Source organism: Pseudarthrobacter cellobiosi, from assembly GCF_023913755.1.
GTDB classification, from domain to species: domain Bacteria; phylum Actinomycetota; class Actinomycetes; order Actinomycetales; family Micrococcaceae; genus Arthrobacter; species Arthrobacter cellobiosi.
On the sequence record NZ_JAMXBJ010000034.1, the window covers coordinates 35,146 to 55,348 of the forward strand.

Annotated in this window: 16 protein-coding genes; 13 read left to right on the forward strand and 3 right to left on the reverse strand. The window is 64.1% G+C overall.

What is annotated here, in order from left to right; all coding sequences use genetic code 11:
* Nucleotides 1-25: 25 nt before the first annotated feature.
* The 11 genes from NG696_RS04875 (at nt 26) to NG696_RS04925 (ending at nt 12,723) form a co-directional block, all read left to right on the forward strand.
* Nucleotides 26-1,216: an ROK family transcriptional regulator gene (locus NG696_RS04875; RefSeq protein WP_252566529.1), complete on the forward strand. Its 1,191-nt coding sequence runs from the start codon at nt 26-28 to the stop codon at nt 1,214-1,216.
* A gap of 130 nt (nt 1,217-1,346) precedes the next feature.
* On the forward strand, nt 1,347-2,903 hold the full coding sequence (gene mmsA / locus NG696_RS04880) for a multiple monosaccharide ABC transporter ATP-binding protein (RefSeq protein ID WP_252566531.1): 1,557 nt from the start codon (nt 1,347-1,349) through the stop codon (nt 2,901-2,903).
* Nucleotides 2,904-2,951: 48 nt separating this feature from the next.
* Nucleotides 2,952-4,235 (forward strand): multiple monosaccharide ABC transporter permease, encoded by a 1,284-nt coding sequence (gene mmsB / locus NG696_RS04885; protein WP_252566533.1) that lies wholly within the window; start codon nt 2,952-2,954, stop codon nt 4,233-4,235.
* A gap of 50 nt (nt 4,236-4,285) precedes the next feature.
* Nucleotides 4,286-5,386 (forward strand): substrate-binding domain-containing protein, encoded by a 1,101-nt coding sequence (locus tag NG696_RS04890; RefSeq protein WP_252566536.1) that lies wholly within the window; start codon nt 4,286-4,288, stop codon nt 5,384-5,386.
* A 248-nt stretch (nt 5,387-5,634) separates the two neighbouring features.
* Nucleotides 5,635-7,095 carry an ABC transporter permease gene (locus NG696_RS04895; protein WP_252566539.1) on the forward strand — a complete coding sequence of 487 codons (1,461 nt, stop codon included), beginning with the start codon at nt 5,635-5,637 and terminating at the stop codon, nt 7,093-7,095.
* A gap of 2 nt (nt 7,096-7,097) precedes the next feature.
* Entirely contained in the window at nt 7,098-7,787 is a 690-nt protein-coding gene (locus tag NG696_RS04900) for an ABC transporter ATP-binding protein (protein ID WP_252566542.1), read from the forward strand.
* 34 nt (nt 7,788-7,821) lie between these two features.
* Nucleotides 7,822-8,892, forward strand: a complete 1,071-nt coding sequence (locus NG696_RS04905) for a Gfo/Idh/MocA family protein (RefSeq protein ID WP_252566545.1) — start codon at nt 7,822-7,824, stop codon at nt 8,890-8,892.
* 224 nt (nt 8,893-9,116) lie between these two features.
* The gene (locus NG696_RS04910) at nt 9,117-10,016 is read left to right on the forward strand and encodes a hypothetical protein (RefSeq protein ID WP_252566548.1); all 900 of its coding nucleotides are present in this window, start codon (nt 9,117-9,119) and stop codon (nt 10,014-10,016) included.
* A gap of 92 nt (nt 10,017-10,108) precedes the next feature.
* Nucleotides 10,109-10,747 carry a hypothetical protein gene (locus NG696_RS04915; RefSeq protein ID WP_252574438.1) on the forward strand — a complete coding sequence of 213 codons (639 nt, stop codon included), beginning with the start codon at nt 10,109-10,111 and terminating at the stop codon, nt 10,745-10,747.
* Nucleotides 10,748-11,014: 267 nt separating this feature from the next.
* The gene (locus NG696_RS04920; RefSeq protein WP_252566556.1) at nt 11,015-12,229 is read left to right on the forward strand and encodes a serine/threonine-protein kinase; all 1,215 of its coding nucleotides are present in this window, start codon (nt 11,015-11,017) and stop codon (nt 12,227-12,229) included.
* The gene (locus tag NG696_RS04925) at nt 12,226-12,723 is read left to right on the forward strand and encodes a hypothetical protein (protein WP_252566558.1); all 498 of its coding nucleotides are present in this window, start codon (nt 12,226-12,228) and stop codon (nt 12,721-12,723) included. Before NG696_RS04920 ends, NG696_RS04925 begins: the two co-directional genes overlap by 4 nt.
* 139 nt (nt 12,724-12,862) lie before the next feature.
* Here the strand turns inward: NG696_RS04925 and NG696_RS04930 are convergent, their stop codons facing one another.
* Together NG696_RS04930 and NG696_RS04935 are read right to left on the reverse strand one after the other, a co-directional pair.
* Nucleotides 12,863-15,082 (reverse strand): NADP-dependent isocitrate dehydrogenase, encoded by a 2,220-nt coding sequence (locus NG696_RS04930; RefSeq protein ID WP_252566560.1) that lies wholly within the window; start codon nt 15,080-15,082, stop codon nt 12,863-12,865.
* A 227-nt stretch (nt 15,083-15,309) separates the two neighbouring features.
* The gene (locus tag NG696_RS04935) at nt 15,310-15,537 is read right to left on the reverse strand and encodes a hypothetical protein (RefSeq protein ID WP_252566562.1); all 228 of its coding nucleotides are present in this window, start codon (nt 15,535-15,537) and stop codon (nt 15,310-15,312) included.
* A gap of 243 nt (nt 15,538-15,780) precedes the next feature.
* Between NG696_RS04935 and NG696_RS04940 the strand changes: the two genes are divergently transcribed.
* The gene (locus NG696_RS04940) at nt 15,781-16,746 is read left to right on the forward strand and encodes a trypsin-like serine peptidase (RefSeq protein WP_252566564.1); all 966 of its coding nucleotides are present in this window, start codon (nt 15,781-15,783) and stop codon (nt 16,744-16,746) included.
* Nucleotides 16,747-17,005: 259 nt separating this feature from the next.
* Here the strand turns inward: NG696_RS04940 and purH are convergent, their stop codons facing one another.
* Nucleotides 17,006-18,691, reverse strand: coding sequence for a bifunctional phosphoribosylaminoimidazolecarboxamide formyltransferase/IMP cyclohydrolase (gene purH / locus NG696_RS04945; RefSeq protein WP_252574440.1), 1,686 nt, complete (start codon nt 18,689-18,691; stop codon nt 17,006-17,008).
* A gap of 142 nt (nt 18,692-18,833) precedes the next feature.
* Between purH and NG696_RS04950 the strand changes: the two genes are divergently transcribed.
* The gene (locus NG696_RS04950) at nt 18,834-20,186 is read left to right on the forward strand and encodes an MFS transporter (protein WP_252574442.1); all 1,353 of its coding nucleotides are present in this window, start codon (nt 18,834-18,836) and stop codon (nt 20,184-20,186) included.
* The last annotated feature ends 17 nt before the right edge of the window (nt 20,187-20,203 follow it).

Consider the following 20,203-nt stretch of genomic DNA (forward strand, 5'->3'; position numbering starts at 1 on the left):
GTCAAAGTAGGGCAGTCTTCTTTTCATGTCCGCCACACCGCGCTCGACGAGGAGCAAGCCAAAGAATCCGGGATCCCAGTCAGCCCTCCGGCAACTGAACCAGCAACGGATCATCGAGACCCTCATGAGCGGCCCGTCCACCCAGGCCGAGCTTGCGCGCCAGACCGGCCTCTCCACCGCCACGGTGTCCAACATCGTCAAAATCTTGCAGGACGCCGGCCTGGCGTCAACCGAACCGATCACCAGTTCCGGACGCCGAGCACTCAACGTAAGACTCAACAGCAACGGCGCGGTGGCAGTGGGAATCGATTTCGGCCGGCGGCATCTCCGCGTGGTCCTGGCATCCCTGAGCTACCACGTGATCGCCGAGGAATCCGTCCTGCTGCCGCTCGGCCACCAGGCCGAGGAAGGCATCCGGGCAGCCGTAGGACTACTGGACAAACTGCTGCAGCAAAGCGGCGTGGACCGGACCCTGGTGGTGGGCGCCGGCGTCGGAATTCCCGGCCCCATCGACCGCCGGACCGGCACCGTAGCGCAGGGCGCTATCCTCCCCGAATGGGTGGGCATCAACATCCTCCAGCATCTGGAGGAAAAGCTCAATATCCCCGTATTCGTTGACAACGACGCCAATCTTGGCGCTTGGTCCGAGGTCACGTGGGGGCCGCATTCGGGCGTGAGCAACCTGATGTTCCTCAAGATCGGATCGGGCATCGGCGCGGGCCTGATCCTCAACGGCGCGCCGTACTACGGCACCGTTGGCATTACGGGCGAAATCGGCCATGCAACGATCCACGAGCACGGGCTGGTGTGCCGCTGCGGTAACCGTGGCTGTCTGGAGACCATCGCCTCCACTACCACCATGATGGAGCTGCTGGGCCGCGGCGAAGACCCGCCCCTGACGCCGGCAGACATCGTGCGGAAAGCCCTCGCCCGCGACTCCGCAACACTAAGGGTGGTGGATGATGCAGGCCTGGCAGTGGGACGCGCCCTGGGCAATGTGGCCAATCTGATCAACCCTGAAGTGATCGTAGTGGGCGGTCCCCTCGCGGGGCTGGGCAACCTGCTGCTCGATCCCATCAGGCGGGGGCTCATCAGGCATGCAGTGCCGGTGATCGGCGAGACCACCAAGCTGACGATGTCTTCCCTCGGAGATAGCGCAGAGGCCTTGGGGGCTGCCGCGTTGGTGTTCCAACACGCCGGGATCCGGCGAACGTAGCCGTTTTGTTATCCGGCAATTGCGTTAAAGACTTGACGACAATGGGTGTGATCCAGTTTACTTTTTCATCAGACGTCCCTGCGCTTTGCGGGGCGGACAAAGAAGTCATGCATTGGAGGCGTAAGGGCAAATGACGTCCCAGACCACGCACACTGACCCGGTCATCCTGGAGATGCGTTCCATCACCAAGGAATTTCCCGGTGTCAAGGCATTGTCGGAAGTGAGCCTCCGGGTCAAAGCCGGCGAGATTCACGCTATCTGCGGCGAAAACGGCGCCGGCAAATCCACGCTGATGAAGGTGCTTTCGGGCGTCTACCCGTACGGCAGCTACGACGGCGACATCGTGTACCAGAACGAAGTCCAGCAGTTCAAAGACATCCGGGCCAGTGAGGCGGCCGGCATCGTGATCATCCACCAGGAGCTGGCCCTGATCCCGGAGCTCTCCATAATGGAGAACATCTTCCTGGGCAACGAACCCACCAAGCGCGGCGTGATCAACTGGGCGGAGGCGCGCCTCCGTTCCACCGAACTTCTGGCCCGCGTGGGGCTCAGGGAAAACCCGGACACCCCCATCAAGGAGATCGGCGTCGGCAAACAGCAGCTGGTGGAGATCGCCAAGGCGCTGAACAAGTCGGTCAAGATCCTCATTCTGGACGAGCCAACCGCTGCGCTGAACGAATCCGATTCCCAGCACCTCCTGGACCTGATGCTGGGCCTCAAGGGCAAGGGCATCACCTCGATCATCATTTCCCACAAGCTCAACGAGATCGAACAGATCGCCGATTCCATCACCATCATCCGAGACGGCAAGTCGATCGAAACGCTCGACGTCAAGGCCGACGGCGTCGACGAGGACCGCATCATCAAAGGCATGGTGGGACGGGCCCTGGAGTCCCGCTTCCCCGACCACACCCCCAAGATCGGCGACGTGTTCTTCGAGGTCAAGAACTGGACCGTGGCCCACCCGCAGATCCAGGACCGGATGGTCTGCAAGAACTCGAACTTCTTTGTGCGGCGCGGGGAGATTGTGGGATTCGCCGGGCTGATGGGCGCCGGCCGGACCGAACTGGCCCGTTCCGTCTTCGGCCGGTCCTACGGCCACTTCGTGTCGGGCCATGTCTACGTGGACGGCAAGGAAGTGACACTCAAGAGTGTCCACCAGGCCATCGACGCCGGCCTCGGCTACGTGACGGAGGACCGGAAGTCGCTGGGACTGAACCTCCTCGACGACATCAAGACCACCACGGTCTCGGCCAACCTCGAGAAGATCAGCAAGCGCAGCGTGGTGGACACCAACAAGGAGTTCACGGTCGCCGAACAGTACCGGAAGTCACTGCGGACCAAGGCCCCGTCGGTTGAGGAAGGGGTTGCCAAGCTCTCCGGCGGCAACCAGCAGAAGGTGGTCCTGGCCAAGTGGATGTTCACCGATCCTGAACTGCTGATCCTGGACGAACCCACCCGCGGCATCGACGTCGGAGCCAAGTACGAGATTTACGGCATCATCCAGCAGCTCGCCAACCAAGGAAAGGGAGTCATTGTGATTTCTTCCGAGCTCCCCGAACTGCTGGGGCTCTCGGACCGCATCTACACGATCTTCGAGGGCGCCATCACTGGGGTTCTCGATAAGGAGGAAGCCAGCCAGGAAAGCCTGATGAAGCTGATGACCTCCGCCCGAAAAGCCGCCTGATCCACTGCAGCCTTCCAGAACCTTCCAGATACAAGGACTGAAAAAACAATGAACGCGCTCAAGAAACTCTTCGGTGGCGACACCCGCCAGTTCGGCATGATCTTTGCCTTGGTGGCTCTGATAGTTCTCTTCCAGTGGCTCACAGGCGGCATCACGCTCACTCCGGGCAATGTCATCAACCTCTTCAACGGCAACTCCTACATCCTCATCCTCGCCATCGGCATGGTGCTGGTCATCATCGCCGGACACATTGACCTGTCGGTGGGCTCCGTGGCGGCGTTCGTGGGCATGGTGGTGGCCATCGCCATGCGGGACTGGGACCTCCCCTGGTTCCTGGCGATCCTGCTCGGCCTGGGCCTGGGCGCACTGATCGGTGCATGGCAGGGTATGTGGACGGCTTACGTCGGCATTCCGGCGTTCATCGTGACCCTCGCCGGCATGCTGATCTTCCGCGGGGCCCAGCAGTTTGTTGGCCAGTCTAACTCGATTCCTGTTCCGCGGGAGTTCCAGTACATCGGTGCCGGGTACCTCCCCGAAGTCGGGCCTGCCACCGGGTACAACAACCTCACGTTGCTCCTGGGTCTTGCCGGCGTTGCGTTCGTGATCTACAGCGAAGTCCGACGGCGGCGCACCGCCAAGGCGCTCGGCGCTGAGGTCTCGGAAACGTGGGTCAGTGTCCTTAGGCTTGTCCTGATCTGCGCGGCCATTCTCTACGCCACCTACCTCTTTGCCACCGGCCGCCCTGGCACGTCTTTCCCGGTCCCCGGCCTGATCCTCGCCGTGATGGTTCTGATCTACGGCTTCGTCTCTTCCAAGACGGTGGTCGGGCGCCACGTCTACGCAGTGGGCGGAAACCGCCACGCAGCCGAGCTGTCCGGTGTGAAATCAAAAAAGATCAACTTCCTGGTCATGATGAACATGTCCATCATCGCCGGACTCGCTGGAATGATCTTCGTGGCCCGCTCAACCTCCGCAGGACCGTCGGACGGTACCGGCTGGGAGCTGGACGCCATCGCTGCTGTCTTCATCGGCGGCGCTGCCGTGACTGGCGGCGTGGGTACCGTCATCGGATCCGTCGTTGGAGGCCTGGTCATGGCTGTGTTGAACAACGGCTTGCAGCTCCTCAGCGTCGGTGCCGACTGGCAGTCCATGATCAAGGGCCTGGTGCTGCTGGTGGCCGTGGCCATCGACGTCTACAACAAGTCGCAGGGCCGGGCATCGATCATCGGGCTGATGATGAAGAACTTCAACCGTCCGTCCGGCGGGCCAGGCACACCGCTGCAGCCGGATGAAACCACCTCCACCAAAGAAGTCATTTCCAGGGAAGCCTGAGCGATTCAGGTTCCGGAACCAACACCCCAAAAAAGAAAGTGGATCAAGAAATGCGAATGATTGGTAAAGCAGGAAAGGCAGCAGCAATAGCTGCGATCGCGGCACTGGCGCTGACGGCCTGCGGACGGGCCGAACCCGGCACCTCCAGCGGCACTACCGGTGGAGCCAGCGGCTTCGCACAGGACTCCGCCATCGGCGTCGCGCTTCCCAAGAAGACCAGCGAAAACTGGGTTCTGGCAGAGAAGCTGTTCAACGACGGACTTAGCAGCGCCGGTTTCAAGCCGACTGTCCAGTTCGCCAACAACGGCGTGGCTGAGCAGCAGAACCAGATCAGCGCCATGATCGCCAAGGGTGCCAAGGTGATCATTGTGGGTGCCCTCGACGGCTCCCAGCTGGGGACCCAGCTCCAGCAGGCCAAGGACGCAGGAGCCACCATCATCGCCTACGACCGCCTCCTGCTGAACACCGCAAACGTGGACTACTACGTGGCTTACGATAACTTCAAGGTGGGCGAGCTCCAGGGCCAGGCCCTCCTGGACGGCATGAAGGCCAAGAAGCCCTCCGGCCCGTACAACATCGAACTGCTGGCAGGTTCACCGGACGATGCCAACGCGAAGGTCTTCTTCGACGGCGCCATGAAGGTCCTCAAGCCCAAGATCGACGACGGCACGCTGAAGGTGGTCTCCGGCCAGACGACGTTCGAAAAGGCCGTCACCCAGGACTGGAAGGCTGAGAACGCCCAGCGCCGGATGGATACCCTCCTGACCGGCTCCTACGGCACGGCGTCGCTGGACGGTGTCCTGTCACCGAACGACACCCTCGCCCGTGCAGTCATCACCTCCGTCAAGGCGGCCGGCAAGCCGCTTCCGGTCATCACCGGCCAGGACTCCGAGGAACAGTCGGTCAAGTCCATCCTTGCCGGCGAGCAGTACTCCACCATCAACAAGGACACCCGCAAGCTCGTTGAGCACGCGATCGTGATGGTCAAGGATCTCCAGGCAGGCAAGACGCCTGAGATCAACGACGACAAGTCCTACAACAACACGGTGAAGACCGTACCCGCCTTCCTGCTGCCGCCGGTCATCGTGACCGCCGCCAACGTTAAGACGGCCTACGCGGACGATCCGGTACTGGGCCCGCTGACCAAGTAACGCGGTCTAACTAACGCGGTCCGCCGGTCACCACCGGTTTACACGGAATGCCCCGGCTCCCCACAGGGAGCCGGGGCATTCCGCGTCCCAACGCTCTCGCACTTAATGCACGCTTTTCACCAACGCTCTCTCACTGCCCTCTGCGTTTCACAGCCCAAACACAGCTTCGGCCGTCTTCCCGCACAGCCCCCGACGCGAGGGTAGGAGCAGATGCCGGCCTTCCGCCGGCCCCAGATCCTAGGAGTACAGTGAGCGTCCTTGCCCGGAGTGTTGGCAATGCCTTCAGAAACAAGGTCCGAACAGCTGCTGTGGTGGCAGTCCTGGCCGTCGCGATCGGACTTGCACTGGCCATGCTGGTGGCCAATCAGGCCGTCGGAGCCAAAGTCCAGGAGCTGAACGCATCCGTCGGGACCGTCCTGACCGTCAACCCGGCCGGCGGCCAGGGCTTCGAAGGCGGCGGCGAACCGCTGACTGCCGAGCAGGCCGCCACCGCAGCGGCCGTCTCCAACGTAACCTCCGTCGTCGGCACCAGCTCACTCCGGCTGCGGAACGCCGCCGAAGCGGCAGTGCAGACGGCGGCCGGCACCCAAGCCGGCCCCGGCGGCGGCCAGGGCGGTCCCGCCGGACAGAACGCCACCACGTTGACCACGAGCCTTACCGCAGCCATCGACGCTGGCACCCTAGGTGGACGGAACCAGGCCGCAAACGGCACCACCGGAACCACCACCGCGCAGCCGGTTCGCTCCCTCCCGATCACTGCAACCGGAATCGGCGGCGAAGTGGACACCACCGGCAAGGCCCTTGCCATCACCGAAGGCACTGGCCTGGGCGACTACACGGCTGAGTCCGCCAATGCCCTCCTGGGAACCACTCTGGCCGAGAAGAACAACCTGGCCATCGGTTCCACCTTCACCATCAACGACGAGACGTTCTCTGTGGCTGGCCTCTTCGATTCAGGCACCACGTTCGGCAACAACGCCCTGTACCTGACCCTCCCCACGGCCCAGACCATCGCGGAACTGCCCGGTGAGCTGTCATCGATGATCGTCACCGTGGACAGCATGGAAAATCTCGAAACCGCCAAGGCCGCGCTTGAGTCCGCCCTCGGCACCGACAAGGCCGACGTCACGCAGGGCCAGAACTTGGAGTCCGCCGTCAGCTCGCTCGGCAGCGTCAAGAACATCTCGTTCATCGCCTTCGTAGCAGCCTTGGGCACCGCCGGGCTGATCATCCTGCTGATCATGGTCATGCTGGTCCGCGAACGCCGCCGGGAAATCGGTGTCCTGAAGGCGATCGGAGCACCCAACCGCACCATCGGCCTGCAGTTCGTGCTGGAGGCGCTGGTCCTCGTGGCCATGGGCAGCGCGGTGGGCGCCGCCGTCGCCTCGTTTGCCAGCGGCGGCATCGCTTCCGCGCTGATCAGCACCAACACCACCACGACGGCGGCCACCACCACCGGTCGCGGGGCCGCCATGGCCGGCGCTGCAGGCGGCGCCGGAATGCCGGGCGGCGGGGCTGGCTTCCCAGGCGGCCAGGGAGGACCCCTTGGCGGCGCTTCCCAACTGCTGACATCGGTCACCGCCAGCGCCTCCCCCGGGGTCATCGCCGCCGGCATCGCAGCGGTGTTCGGCGTGGCTATCATCGGCGCGCTGGTCCCTGCACTGCTCACGGCACGCATCCGTCCCATCGAAGTCCTGCGAGGAGAATAGCCATGATTGAAGTCAAGAACCTGGTCCGCACTTTCAACTCCGGCGACCGCACCATCAAGCCGGTCAACGACGTCAGTTTTGTTCTGGAGCAGGGCACGCTGGCGTCCATCGTCGGCAAGAGCGGCAGCGGCAAGAGCACACTCTTGTCCCTCCTGGGTGCGTTGGACAAACCGACCAGCGGAGACGTCGTCGTCAACGGCGTGAGCCTGGCCGGGATGCCGGACGGCAAGCTGACCGAGTACCGGCGCCGGGATATCGGGTTCGTTTTCCAGCAGTTCAACCTGATCCCGAATCTTTCGGCGATGGACAACGTCATCCTGCCCATGGAGTTCGCGGGCGTGCGCAGGACAGAGCGTCGGCAGAGGGCAACGGACCTTCTGGAGCAGGTGCAGCTGGACCCGGAGAAGCAGGTGCGCCGCATCAACCGGCTGTCCGGCGGCGAGCAGCAGCGCGTGGCGATTGCCCGGGCGCTGGCCAACGAACCCAAGCTGATCCTCGCTGACGAGCCCACCGGCAACCTGGACGAGCAGACCGGTGACCACATCATCGAACTGCTCAGCTCGCTCAGGCGTGACCACAACACCACCATCCTTGTGGTCACGCACGACAAGGCGTTGGCCAACAAGACGGACCGCCGCTTCAGGCTCCAGCAGGGCAGGCTGACGGAAGAACCGGCGCGCGCCTTGGTCTGACGCCCGGACTGGTCTGAATGAGAGGATGGGCACTATGAGTGCGCCCATTGCCACACCGTGGCTGTCCAGCCAGTCCGATCCGGATCCCCGGTCTGCCACTGGAAGACGCCTGCGGTGGGGCGTCATAGCCACCGGCGGGATCGCGCGGTCAGTATCGCAGGACCTGGCACTGCTCCCAGACGCCGAGCTCTATGCCGTCAGTTCCCGCTCACAGGGCACTGCGGAGAGTTTCGCGGCGGACTACGGTTTCGCCAAGGCGTACGGGGACGACGACGGCGTGCCCGGCTACCAGCGGCTGCTCGCCGATGACTCGGTGGACGTTGTCTACGTCGCCACGCCGCACGCCCAGCACCACCAGTTTGTGCTCGCTGCGCTCAATGCGGGCAAGCACGTCCTGTGCGAAAAGGCGTTCACCATCAACGGCAGGGAAGCGAGCGAGCTCGTCGCGCTTGCCCGGGAGCGGAAGCTCTTCCTCATGGAGGCAGTGTGGTCCCGCTTCCTCCCGGGCATGCAGCGGGCGTTCGAGATTGCCGCGTCCGGGGAGCTCGGGGACGTGCATTGGGTGACCGCTGACCTTGGTTTTCCCGCGCCGTATTCCCCGACGTCCAGGCTGTGGGCCAGGCAGGCCGGTGGCGGCGCCCTCCTGGACATCTCGGTCTACCCCTTGCTGTGGGCAGTAGGAACGCTGGGGTTCCCGCAGACCGTCAGTGCCACCGGCTTCATTAATGACGACGGCGTGGACGCCCAGAATGCGCTGACGCTCGGCTACAACCATGGTGCCCAGGCCCAGCTGACGTCCTCGCTCCTGGCGTACGGTCCGCGGACTGCCACCGTGGCCGGCAGTCTGGGCTACCTCCAGAGTGTCGGTTCCATCAACAATCCGCGGGAGTTGGTGATCGGCGTCGGACGGGAAGGGCTGCGCAAGGAGGCGTTCGACGTCGTCGGCATCGGCTACACCTACGAACTGCGCGAGGTGACCCGCTGCATCCAACAGGGTCTGACCGAGAGCCCCGTCATGCCGCTGGAGGATTCCATCAAAACGATGCGGCTCTTTGACGGAGTGCGCGGGCAACTGGGCGTCAGCTACCCGAACGATGCCCACTGAATGATTCCCACTGAAGGGCAAAATCTCTCCGTTCGGGTCTATGACTTTCTTGTAAATAGGTTTGACACTCTCGCTTCGGATATCGATCTCGTTTCGGATATCGATGACTGAGTGACAAATTAGTAAGCTTGCTGGATTTATTATCCGTTTCCCTAGACTTCCTGCACGCGAGAGTCTTACGCTGTTGAAATCGTTAGGTCTCAACGGTACCGGGGGTGGTACGCATGGCTAAAGTTAGCTCGCCGTGGCGTGCGCTCCGGCCGCTCCTCCTCGCAGGTGCGGTGACCGCCACTTGGCTGACACTCTCCGCTTCAGCCGCGACGGCAGACTCGTCACGAGATTCAGGATCCCTTCTGGGCAGCCTCAGTTCATCGGCTTCGTCCCTGACTGCACCGTTGCCCGGCGCTGTCTCGCCCATTCTTGAGGCCGCGTCACCGGCTCCTGCACCCACCGGACTCCTGCAGCCAGTAGTAGGCAGTGTGGCGGGCACGGCTGATCAACTGATCACCGCCGTCCCTGCGGTGAAGAGCGTGGTTCCGGCGGGGACCGTCACGGCCGTGGCTGTCCCGATTGCCGCAGTGGTGGATACCGCTGCAAATGACCTGATTGAGACAGTCGCCCCTCCGCTCACCGATGCCGCACCGGTTCTTGAGCCTGTCCTGAAGCCCGTAGTGGATCTGGTAGATGCGACCGTTCCGTCCGCACCGGTCAAGCTGCCCGAGCTGCTGCCGCTTGAAGAGATTGCCGTTGCCGGGGATATCCCGACCGGCACTGACGCCCACGCTGCTTCAGGGCACATCACAGCTGATACCACCCCAAACTCCCCCGGCACTTCCGCGAACCTGCTGTCCGCTACGGGAATGTCGTCACTGCCGGTTCCGGCCGGCACAGAAATGCACGCAGTCCCGGCAGAAAGCCCCTGGACCGCCGATCCTTCCACGCCCCCAGCTGGACCTGCTTCCGGGGCCGGGAGCGGCGCATCGCCCTCCGGCGCCTCAGGCTCTGCTGTCTGGCTGGACGAGTTCGCTTTCAACCTGCCGCTTTCGGAAGCCTTCCCCATCAGCGGATCATCGGAGTACGCCCCTTCACCGGTGTCATTCGACCCCGGTTCCTCACCTGACTAGTTGAGCCCTGCTGCCCTTTTTCATGGGCAGGACACGGCCTCCAGGCGCTGAACAGCGCCCCACATCAACTTCTCAGGAGACATCATCATGAATTGCAACCTTCGCAGGGGGCTGCTCAGCACCCTCTTTGCCGGCGGGCTACTGGCCTTCGGCGCCACCGCAGCAAGCGCCGCGGACACAACCAGCGGACAGGACCTTTCCGCATCCGCCCTGGTCTCAGCAGCGGGATCGGCAACACCACCGCCGACGTAGCCGCAGCAGCGGACATCAATCTCGGCCTCGGTGCCGGCATCCTCGGCAGTACCGACGGCGGCTTGGCTGCCGTTGTTGATATCGATCTGGGCCTGGACACGTCCGGCAACCTTGATGACGCGAATGTTGATATTGATGCATGCGTCATCATCGGCGGCGGCACCGATGGCTGTGGAACCCCGGGTACTGAAACCCCCGGTACGGACACCACGGACCCAGGAACCGGAACTACCGGCACCACGGACCCAGGAACCGGAACTACCGGCACCACGGGAGGTGGCACGACCGGTATCACTGTTGTTCCCGCCGGCACCAGCACCGGTTCGGTATCTTCCGCAGCAACCACCATGGGCAACACCTCAGGCCAGGGCGGCACCGCCACCCTGGCCAAGACGGGCATGGATGCTTCACTGATCCCTCTCGCCCTCATCCTGCTGCTTGCCGGACTGCTGATGCTCAAGCCGCGCCGGAAGGCCTAGCGGACCCCGCACTCAGCGGACTGCGACGGCTAAGACCGTCAACGCACCGGCTCCGCCGTTCGCGGCCTAGCCAACTGTTCCGATAGGAGGTGGCCACCAGAGAGCTCAACTACCAGCACTTGTCCCTGTGACCGGAGGTCCGGCTGAGAAAGTCCCAATCACTTCTTAGCCGGGCCGTCGGCGTGCCGGCAGACGGCTTAAAGGATGCCCTACCGGCCGGTATTATTGAGCAAGAATAGTGCCGCAGCGCACCGGGAGGAACGGGTCATGGTGGCGAATTCGCCTAGCTCCACTAAGAATGAAGTGCTCGGCGGACGCTATCGGCTGGCGGACATAATCGGCCGCGGCGGCATGTCATCCGTCTACCGCGCCCGGGACGAAAACCTGGGCAGGGATGTCGCCCTGAAGCTCTTTGCCCCACAGGCACCGGATGCCAATGAGCTCAGGCGCCAGGAAGCCGAAATCCAGCTGCTGGCAACGCTCAACCATCCCAGCCTGGTCACGCTGTTCGATGCAGGCATCGATACCCGTGTCCTGGACGAACCTCGGCCGTTCCTGACAATGGAACTCGTGGAGGGCCAGGACCTCCGCAGCCGGATCAGGCACAGTGCAGTTCCCTTGGACGAGCTTGCAGTCATCGGGGCAGGCGTAGCTGACGCGCTGGCCTACGTGCACAGCCTGGGCATCATCCACCGCGACATCAAGCCCGGGAACATCCTGCTCGTACAGATCCGTCCGGGCGAACCTTTACGACCCAAACTCACGGATTTCGGCATCGCCAGGATGGCGGATTCAGCCCGGCTGACCGCCACGGGAACCATGGTGGGGACGGCCGCATATCTCAGTCCGGAGCAAGCCATGGGTTCTCCCCTGTCGCCCGCCACTGATATCTACTCACTGGGTCTGGTACTGCTGGAATGCGTCAAGCAAACCGTTGAGTTCCCGGGCAGCGCCGTTGAATCCGCGGTGGCCAGGTTGCACCGGGCACCCGAGATCCCCGCTGACCTTCCGGCGGAGTGGGCTGATCTGATCCGTTCCATGACTGCCATCGAACCGCTGGAACGTCCCGTCGCGTCCGATGTTGAATCCGTTCTGCGTCAGGCCCTGGTGTCACCCGTGTCCGCCCCGGGCGAGCTCGAACCGGCGACAACCCGCGTACTCCCGGCCATGCCGTTCAGGCCGCCGTCCATCGCCATCACCGCTGAATCAGACCTGCCCCTAGTCCGGGCCAGCAAGAAACAAGCGGATGTCACCCGCGGTTCCGACGCGCGCGGCTGGGTCCCGGACTTGTCTCGTCTCCGCCACACCGGAAGGCGGCTCTGGACGGTCATCGCATTGGGCGTGCTCGCCGCTGGAGCAGCCGCAGCGACGCTGACCTTCAGCCTGGCACCTCAGCCAACGCCCGACGTCGTTCCTTACCCCGCCGTCACCGGCACCTTGGGCGACCACCTCAAGGAACTTCAGGAGAGCGTGGAACCATGAGCCCTGCACCGAAGCACCGCGGGCGTTCGGCCACTGCCAAACGCCTGACAGCAGCAGCAGCAGCATTTCTGCTCGCCGGTTCACTGGCAGCGTGCGGTCCGGCTGAGACCGGCCTTCAACGTGATGCCGCCCGCCAACTCCAGGAACGAGTCCTCGGCGTCAGCCAGGCCGCAGCCAATAATGACCCCGCTGGAGGACTGGCAGCCTTGGATAGGCTCGAGGCCGATCTTGCCTCCGCTGCGGGGACCGGGCAGGTTTCCGAGGAACGCCGGCGCAGCATCACGACGGCCGCCACTGCCGTCCGCGCCGACCTGACGGCGGCCAAGGCCGTAGCCGACGCCGCAGCAGCGAAAGCTGCGGAGGACGCGGCCGCTGCGCAAAAGCAGGCAGAGTCGGACGCCGCTGCGGATGCGGCCCAAAAAGCAGCCACCGCGCCGGTAGCTCCCGCGCCCACAGACGACAAGGGAAATAGAGGCAAAGGCAAGGACGACTGACTGACGGGCAGACGGACGGCACATCACGTATTAACTCACCCGCGCTTCATCCGGTCCCGTCGACTAGACGAAGTCGACTAGACGAAAAAGGCGGCGCCCCGGTTTCCCGGGGGCGCCGCCTTCTAAGGTTTGGTGCCGCTTAGTTCAGGGTCGCAATGACCCTGTTCAGCGTGGCGGACGGACGCATCACGGCCGAGGCCTTGGCCTCGTCCGGCCGGTAGTAACCGCCGACGTCCACCGCTGAGCCCTGGACCGCGGCAAGTTCGCCGACGATGGTGTCCTCGTTGGAGGAAAGCTCCTTGGCCACAGCCGCGAACGATGCCGCCAGCTCCGCGTCCTCGGTCTGCTTGGCCAGTTCCTCAGCCCAGTAGCGGGCGAGGAAGTAGTGGCTGCCTCGGTTGTCCAGCTCGCCGGCGCGGCGGCTCGGCGACTTGTTTTCCAGCAGGAAGGTTCCCGTCGCCTTGTCCAGGGTGTCTGCCAGGACCTGCGCGCGGGCGTTGTTCGAGGTGGTGGCCAGGTGCTCGAAGCTGACGGCCAGAGCCAGGAATTCACCCAGGCTGTCCCAGCGCAGGTGGTTTTCCTTGAGCAGCTGCTGGACGTGCTTGGGAGCAGATCCGCCGGCGCCGGTCTCGAAGAGGCCGCCACCGTTCATCAGCGGAACAACCGACAGCATCTTGGCGCTGGTGCCCAGTTCCAGGATGGGGAACAGGTCCGTGAGGTAGTCGCGGAGCACGTTTCCGGAGACGGAGATGGTGTCCTCGCCCTTGCGGATGCGCTCCAGGGTGAAGGCAGTTGCCTTCACCGGGGACATGATTTCGATCTGCAGGCCCTCGGTGTCGTGGTCCTTGAGGTATTCGTTGACCTTGGCGATGAGGTTGGTGTCGTGCGCGCGGGTCTCGTCCAACCAGAACACTGCGGGCGTCTTGGAGGCGCGGGCGCGGGTTACGGCCAGCTTGACCCAGTCGCGGATGGGGGCATCCTTGGTCTGGCAGGCGCGCCAGATGTCACCCGGGGCAACCTCGTGTTCGATCAGCACAGCGCCGGTGCCGTCGACGATCTGCACGGTGCCGGCTTCCTGGATCTCGAACGTCTTGTCGTGGCTGCCGTATTCCTCAGCGGCCTGGGCCATGAGGCCAACATTCGGGACGGTCCCCATGGTGGTGGGGTCGAAGGCGCCGTGGGCGCGGCAGTCGTCCAGGACAACCTGGTAGATGCCGGCGTAGGAGCTGTCCGGGAGGACCGCCAGGGTGTCGGCTTCCTGGCCGTCCGGGCCCCACATGTGGCCGGAGGAGCGGATCATGGCGGGCATGGAAGCGTCCACGATGATGTCGGAGGGCACGTTGAGGCTGGTGATGCCCTTGTCGGAGTCCACCATGGCCAGGGCCGGGCCGTCGTCGAGGCCCTTCTGGATGAGCGCCTTCACGCCTTCACGGACGTCCTCCGGCAGCTCTTCGAGACCGCTCAGGATGGCGGCCAGGCCGTTGTTGGGACTCAGTCCGGCGGCGGTGAGCTGCTTGCCGTACGTCTCGAACAGTTCGGAGAAGTAGGCCTTCACCACGTGGCCGAAGATGATGGGGTCCGAGACCTTCATCATGGTGGCCTTCAGGTGCGCGGAGAACAGGACGCCCTCCTCCTTGGCGCGAACTACTTGGGCCGCCAGGAACTCGTCCAGCGCTGCGGCGCGCATGACAGTGCCGTCGATGACCTCGCCGGCCAGCACGGGAAAGGCCTTCTTCAGGACCTTGACCGAGCCGTCTTCGCGGACCAGCTGGAGGGCGATGGTGCCGTCGGACCCGATGACCACGGACTTCTCGTTCGCGCGGAAGTCATCAGACGACATGGTGGCAACGTTGGTCTTGGAATCCGCGGACCAGGCACCCATGGAGTGCGGGTTCTGGCGGGCGTAGTTCTTGACGGACAGCGGTGCACGGCGGTCCGAGTTTCCCTCGCGCAGGACCGGGTTCACAGCGGAGCCCTTGATCTTGTCGTAGCGGGAGCGGACGGCCGTTTCCTCGTCCGAGGAGGGGTTGTCCGGGTAATCCGGCAGGTTGTAGCCCTGGCCCTGGAGCTCGGCGACGGCGGCCTTCAGCTGCGGGATGGAAGCGCTGATGTTGGGCAGTTTGATGATGTTGGCGTCCGGCGTCTTTGCCAGCTTACCCAGTTCAGCAAGGGCGTCGCCGATCTGCTGTTCCGGGGTGAGGTAGTCACCGAACACGGAGATGATGCGGCCTGCGAGCGAAATGTCACGGGTCTCCACCTCCACACCTGCGGTCGAAGCAAACGCCTCGATGATCGGCAAGAACGAATAAGTAGCCAGCATCGGCGCTTCGTCGGTGTGGGTATAGATAATCTTGGACATGCGCGGGCGTCTCCCTGGAGGTCGGCTGATTTTTTGGAAATTTTGTTCTATTTCACCACCCCTAACTTACCTGAGGACACGGCTTTGAACCGTACCGGGGCGACCGGACGGCCCTGCATTACAGCGGACTGGGACATGGGAGAACGCCCGACGGCGGTGCGCACCCCGGGCCGCCAGCCGCCGTCGCGCTTTACCTCCGGGAGCCACCGGCGCAGGTGAGGATCCGGTCAGCGCCGCTTGTGGGGTATGTCACTGGGCCAGAGCTGCACGTACTTGGGGTCCTGCCGGCGCAGTTCCTCCGTCGCGGTGAACGAATGGACGGGATCGACGTCCCGCAATTGCACGGCTGCTGCGTAGGCCTCAACATCCGGGGAAGCGCCCTGGACGCTCCCTTCGGCTGCAAAATGCCGGCCATGCACGGCCGACTTCTTGGCGGACTTCCAGAAAGCAATCACGATGGGGCCCCAATTCGCATAGAGTCCGGAGCCCAGATCGGACGTGCCACTGTATAGAAAAAGTACCCTTCGAAAAGCGTTTTGACCAGAGCGGCGCACCGGTACCAGCCGATCCGGGCCGTGTTTGCGGAGCATACTCGAGGCGTCACTACTATTTACAAATTTGTCATGTCTCGATAAGTTACATGGGTCACGCGGTGGGCTCTGCTGGGAACGCCTTCACAAGTACAAGACAGGACAACAATGACGCGTACCAGGTCTCTGGCGGCCAGCCTCATGAGCCTTTCTGCAGCTGCCATATTGGCGCTGGTTGGCGCCGCTGGCGCAACAGCCGCTGCCCCGGCGTCGGACGACAAGTCGGCACCATCCGTTACCAGCGCTGCGGTGGACAGCACCGGGGTTGCCGACTACTGGACTGCAGACAGGATGCGCGCCGCCATTCCCGGCGACGTCCTCGCCGACAAGGCAGTGGAACGAGGCAACACCTCCAACGCCATTTCGGTGGAAAAGGGAGCCTCCACCAAGGTCAGAGGCACCAAGGCCAAGCCGACCATCGCCAAGCTTGAGACCCCGGTGGGCCACATCGGCAAGGTCTTCTTCACCTTGGGCGGCACTAACTACGTCTGTTCAGGCAACGCCGTCTCCACTGCCAACAAGAGTACGGTGGCCACTGCTGGACACTGCATCAACGAAGGGCCCGGCGCGTTCGTCACCAACTTCGCGTTCGTCCCGGCCTACGACAACGGCAACGCTCCATACGGCAGGTGGACGGCCAAGGCCTTGTACGCCCCCACCCAGTGGACCGCCAACGGGGACATGACGTACGACACTGGCTTCGCGGTCATGAATCCGCTCGGCGGGCAGCTCCTGACGGACGTCGTGGGGGGTTCCGGTGTTGCCTTCAACCAGCCGCGCGGCCTGACCTACCAGTCCTACGGATACCCCCAGGCATCGCCCTTTAACGGCGCCTCCCTCTGGAGCTGCACCGGCACGGCCACCAATGACACCAACAACCCGCAGTTCAATACCCAAGGCATCCCCTGCGACATGACCGGCGGTTCATCCGGCGGCCCGTGGTTCATCGGCACGGGCTCCGATGGCTTGCAGAACTCGATCAACAGCTACGGCTACAACGGGTCGTCCGTGATGTACGGACCGTACTGGGGCACTGTCATCTGGGAAACGTACAACTTTGCAGCAGCAGCCTAGGAAAACCTCGCCTGACGAGGCATCCGGGAACGGACCCGTCAGCCACAGCAAATCGGCCCAGACCCACGGGGAGATCCTCGAGTACTGGACCAAACAGCGAATGGCCGATGCAAAGCCCCGGGAGCTTCGGCTTCCGGAAGGGGGTCCGCGCCTCATGCAGCGGGGCGCGGACCCGGCACCACGTCCTTCCTAGCTGCCCGTTAAGGCCCGACGGCGCCTGTCCCCTCAGCGGGGACAGGCGCCGTCGACGTTTAACCGCTTAGTGGAAGAAGTGGCGGGCACCCGTGAAGTACATGGTGATGCCGGCCGCGTTGGCCGCGGCGACGACTTCCTCGTCCCGGACGGAACCGCCGGGCTGGACCACGGCGCGGACGCCGGCGTCGATCAGGATCTGCAGGCCGTCAGCGAACGGGAAGAACGCGTCGGAGGCTGCGACGGCGCCGATGGCGCGCTGCGGAGCGCCACTCGCGCTGGTATTGGACGCACCGCCGGCGCCGTCGACGTCGGACTCCACAGAAACGCCCAGCGTGTTGGCCCGCTCGACGGCGAGTTTGCAGGAGTCCAGGCGGTTGACCTGGCCCATGCCGATGCCCACGGCAGCGCCGTTGTCGGCCAGCAGGATGGCGTTGGACTTGGCCGCGCGGCACGCGGTCCAGGCGAAGGCGAGGTCCGCGAGGGTCTTTTCGTCAGCGGCTTCGCCGGCGGCGAGGGTCCAGTTGGCGGGGTTGTCGCCGTCGGCGTCCACCTTGTCGCTCATCTGGACCAGCACACCGCCTGAAACCTGGCGCATTTCTGCCGGGTAGCGGTCGTAGCCTTCGGGCAGTGCGAGCAGGCGGATGTTCTTCTTCTTGGCGAGGATCTCCACGGCTTCCGGCTCGAAGTCCGGCGCGATGACAACCTCGGTGAAGATGCTGGCGACGGTCTCGGCCATGGCCGCGGTGACCGTGCGGTTGGCAGCGATGACGCCGCCGAAGGCCGAAACGGGGTCGCAGGCGTGGGCCTTGGCATGGGCGTCGGCGATCGGGTCTGCAGCATCGGCGGAACCAACGGCGACGCCGCACGGGTTGGCGTGCTTGATGATGGCGACGGCGGGCTCGGCGAAGTCGAACGCGGCGCGGAGGGCGGCGTCGGCGTCGACGAAGTTGTTGTAGCTCATGGCCTTGCCGTGCAGCTGGTCGGCCTGCGCGATGCCGGCCGGGGCTGCCTTGTCCACGTAGAGGGCGGCCTGCTGGTGCGGGTTTTCGCCGTAGCGGAGAACCTCGGAGCGCTCCAGCGACAGGCCGGCGTAGGCAGGCCAGTCGATAATGCCGTCGCCGTCTTCATCCAGGAACTGGCTGGCAGTCCAGGTGGCCACGGCGTTGTCGTAGGACGCGGTGTGGGCGAACGCCTTGGCGGCCAGCCGCCGTCGGGTCTTCAGGTCAAAGCCGCCCTCAGCGGCGGCGGTGACCACGGAGCCGTAGAACGTGGGGTCAACAACAATGGCGACGGCGGCGTGGTTCTTCGCTGCCGAACGCACCATGGCGGGGCCGCCGATGTCGATCTGCTCAACGACATCGTCCTGCGCGGCGCCGGACTTCACCGTCTCAACGAACGGGTAGAGGTTCACCACCACCAGGTCGAAGGTTTCAATCTCCATGCCGGCGAGGGTTTCCATGTGCGCGGGGACGCGGCGGTCCGCCAGGATGCCGCCGTGAACGCGCGGGTGCAGCGTCTTGACGCGGCCGTCCAGCATTTCCGGAGACCCGGTGACTTCTTCGACTTCCTGGACCGGGATACCGGCCGCGGCGATCTTCTTGGCCGTGGAACCGGTGGAGACGATCTTCACGCCGGCTGCGTGCAGGCCCTTGGCGAGATCCTCCAGCCCGGTCTTGTCGTAAACCGAGATCAGCGCCCGGCGGATGGGAACACGGTCGATGGATACACGGTCAGGCTGCGTGGCGCTCACAAAAAGTCTCCGTCTGATCTCGCGGAACAGTGCCGCGGTTGGTGGGGATGGGCCCAGTTTATCGTGTTGTGCGGTTTGCCCCGCTTGCCGGCGGCAGTGTGAACGTCAGTGGGCACGGTTAGAGTTTTCACAGGAGGCTGCGATGAATACTTACACCACTGTGCCCAGCGGCGAACAGGTGGTCCAGGAACTGCCCTGGCGTTGGAAAGTCCAGGGGCGGATCTTCGTGATCGGCGGCCTCGGCTTTATGTTCGATGCCTGGGACGTGACGCTTAACGGCATCCTCATCCCGCTGCTCTCGACGCACTGGGCCCTGGCTCCCGGCGAAGTGGCCTGGGTGGGTACTTCGAACCTGATCGGCATGGCCCTGGGCGCGTTTGTGTGGGGCACCATCGCGGACACGATCGGGCGGAAGAAGGCATTTACGGCCACGCTGCTGATCTTCTCGCTGTTCACGGTCCTGGGCGCCTTCTCCCCCGATTTCATCTGGTTCTGCGTGTTCCGGTTTATGGCCGGCTTCGGTCTGGGCGGCTGCATACCGGTGGACTACGCGCTCGTGGGTGAGTTCACACCACGCAAGCAGCGCGGGAAGGTCCTCACCGCGATGGACGGCTGGTGGCCGGTGGGCGCGGCCCTTGCCGGTTTTGTGTCCGCAGGCCTCGTGGCCGTGTTCGGCGACTGGCGGCTGACCATGCTGGTGATGGTGCTGCCTGCGCTCCTGGTGTTCTGGGTCCGGCGCAGCGTTCCGGAGTCTCCGCTGTTCCTCATCCGCAAGGGCCGCCGCGAGGAAGCTGCCAAGGTCATCGACGACCTCGTGGCAGCAACCGGCGCCGAACCCCGCGCCTACAGCCTGCCCGATGCGCAGGAAGTTCCGCGGCTCTCCGCCGGCAGCGCCTGGCATCAGCTGCGGCTGGTGTGGCAGTTCAACTGGAAGATCACGGCCACGGCCTGGGCCCTGTTCTTCAGCATCCTGCTGGTCTACTACCTGTCCTTGACATGGATGCCACGGATCCTGATCGGCGCTGGTTTCGCCGAGTACAAGGCGTTTGTGACCACGGCGTCCATGGCGGCGGTTGGGCTTTTGGGTGTCGTTGTGGCCGCGCTGCTGGTGGAGCGTGTGGGCCGCAAATGGATCCTTGCCATCACGGGCCCGCTGTCCGCGCTGACCCTGGTGATCGTGGCGATTGTGGTGGACATCCCCACCGCCGCGATATTCTGGCTGCTGGCGTTCGGGTTTGTGGTGCAGATAGCAATTCCGGTGCTCTACGCGTACGTGTCTGAGCTGTACCCCACCGAGCTCCGCGGCACGGGTTTCGGCTGGGCGTCAACATTTTCGCGGCTGGGGGCTGGTTTTGGGCCCCTGATATTTGCGAACTACTTCTGGCCCGAGCTCGGCCTGGCCACGTCCTTCGCCCTGGCCGGTGGGCTGGTGCTGGTGGCCGTCCTGTGGATGGCGTTCTTCTCCCCCGAAACCAAGCAGCGCCGCCTCGAGTAGCCCCCGGCGTCGCCCCC

What these genes read in the sequence shown, in the direction of transcription:
- NG696_RS04910 (WP_252566548.1), top strand. Translation starts at nt 9,117, where the DNA reads ATGGCTAAAGTTAGCTCGCCGTGGCGTGCGCTCCGGCCGCTCCTCCTC.
- NG696_RS04925 (WP_252566558.1), top strand. Translation starts at nt 12,226, where the DNA reads ATGAGCCCTGCACCGAAGCACCGCGGGCGTTCGGCCACTGCCAAACGC.
- NG696_RS04930 (WP_252566560.1), bottom strand. Translation starts at nt 15,082, where the DNA reads ATGTCCAAGATTATCTATACCCACACCGACGAAGCGCCGATGCTGGCT.
- mmsA (WP_252566531.1), top strand. Translation starts at nt 1,347, where the DNA reads ATGACGTCCCAGACCACGCACACTGACCCGGTCATCCTGGAGATGCGT.
- NG696_RS04940 (WP_252566564.1), top strand. Translation starts at nt 15,781, where the DNA reads ATGACGCGTACCAGGTCTCTGGCGGCCAGCCTCATGAGCCTTTCTGCA.
- NG696_RS04875 (WP_252566529.1), top strand. Translation starts at nt 26, where the DNA reads ATGTCCGCCACACCGCGCTCGACGAGGAGCAAGCCAAAGAATCCGGGA.
- mmsB (WP_252566533.1), top strand. Translation starts at nt 2,952, where the DNA reads ATGAACGCGCTCAAGAAACTCTTCGGTGGCGACACCCGCCAGTTCGGC.
- NG696_RS04890 (WP_252566536.1), top strand. Translation starts at nt 4,286, where the DNA reads ATGCGAATGATTGGTAAAGCAGGAAAGGCAGCAGCAATAGCTGCGATC.
- NG696_RS04900 (WP_252566542.1), top strand. Translation starts at nt 7,098, where the DNA reads ATGATTGAAGTCAAGAACCTGGTCCGCACTTTCAACTCCGGCGACCGC.
- NG696_RS04920 (WP_252566556.1), top strand. Translation starts at nt 11,015, where the DNA reads ATGGTGGCGAATTCGCCTAGCTCCACTAAGAATGAAGTGCTCGGCGGA.
- NG696_RS04950 (WP_252574442.1), top strand. Translation starts at nt 18,834, where the DNA reads ATGAATACTTACACCACTGTGCCCAGCGGCGAACAGGTGGTCCAGGAA.
- NG696_RS04905 (WP_252566545.1), top strand. Translation starts at nt 7,822, where the DNA reads ATGAGTGCGCCCATTGCCACACCGTGGCTGTCCAGCCAGTCCGATCCG.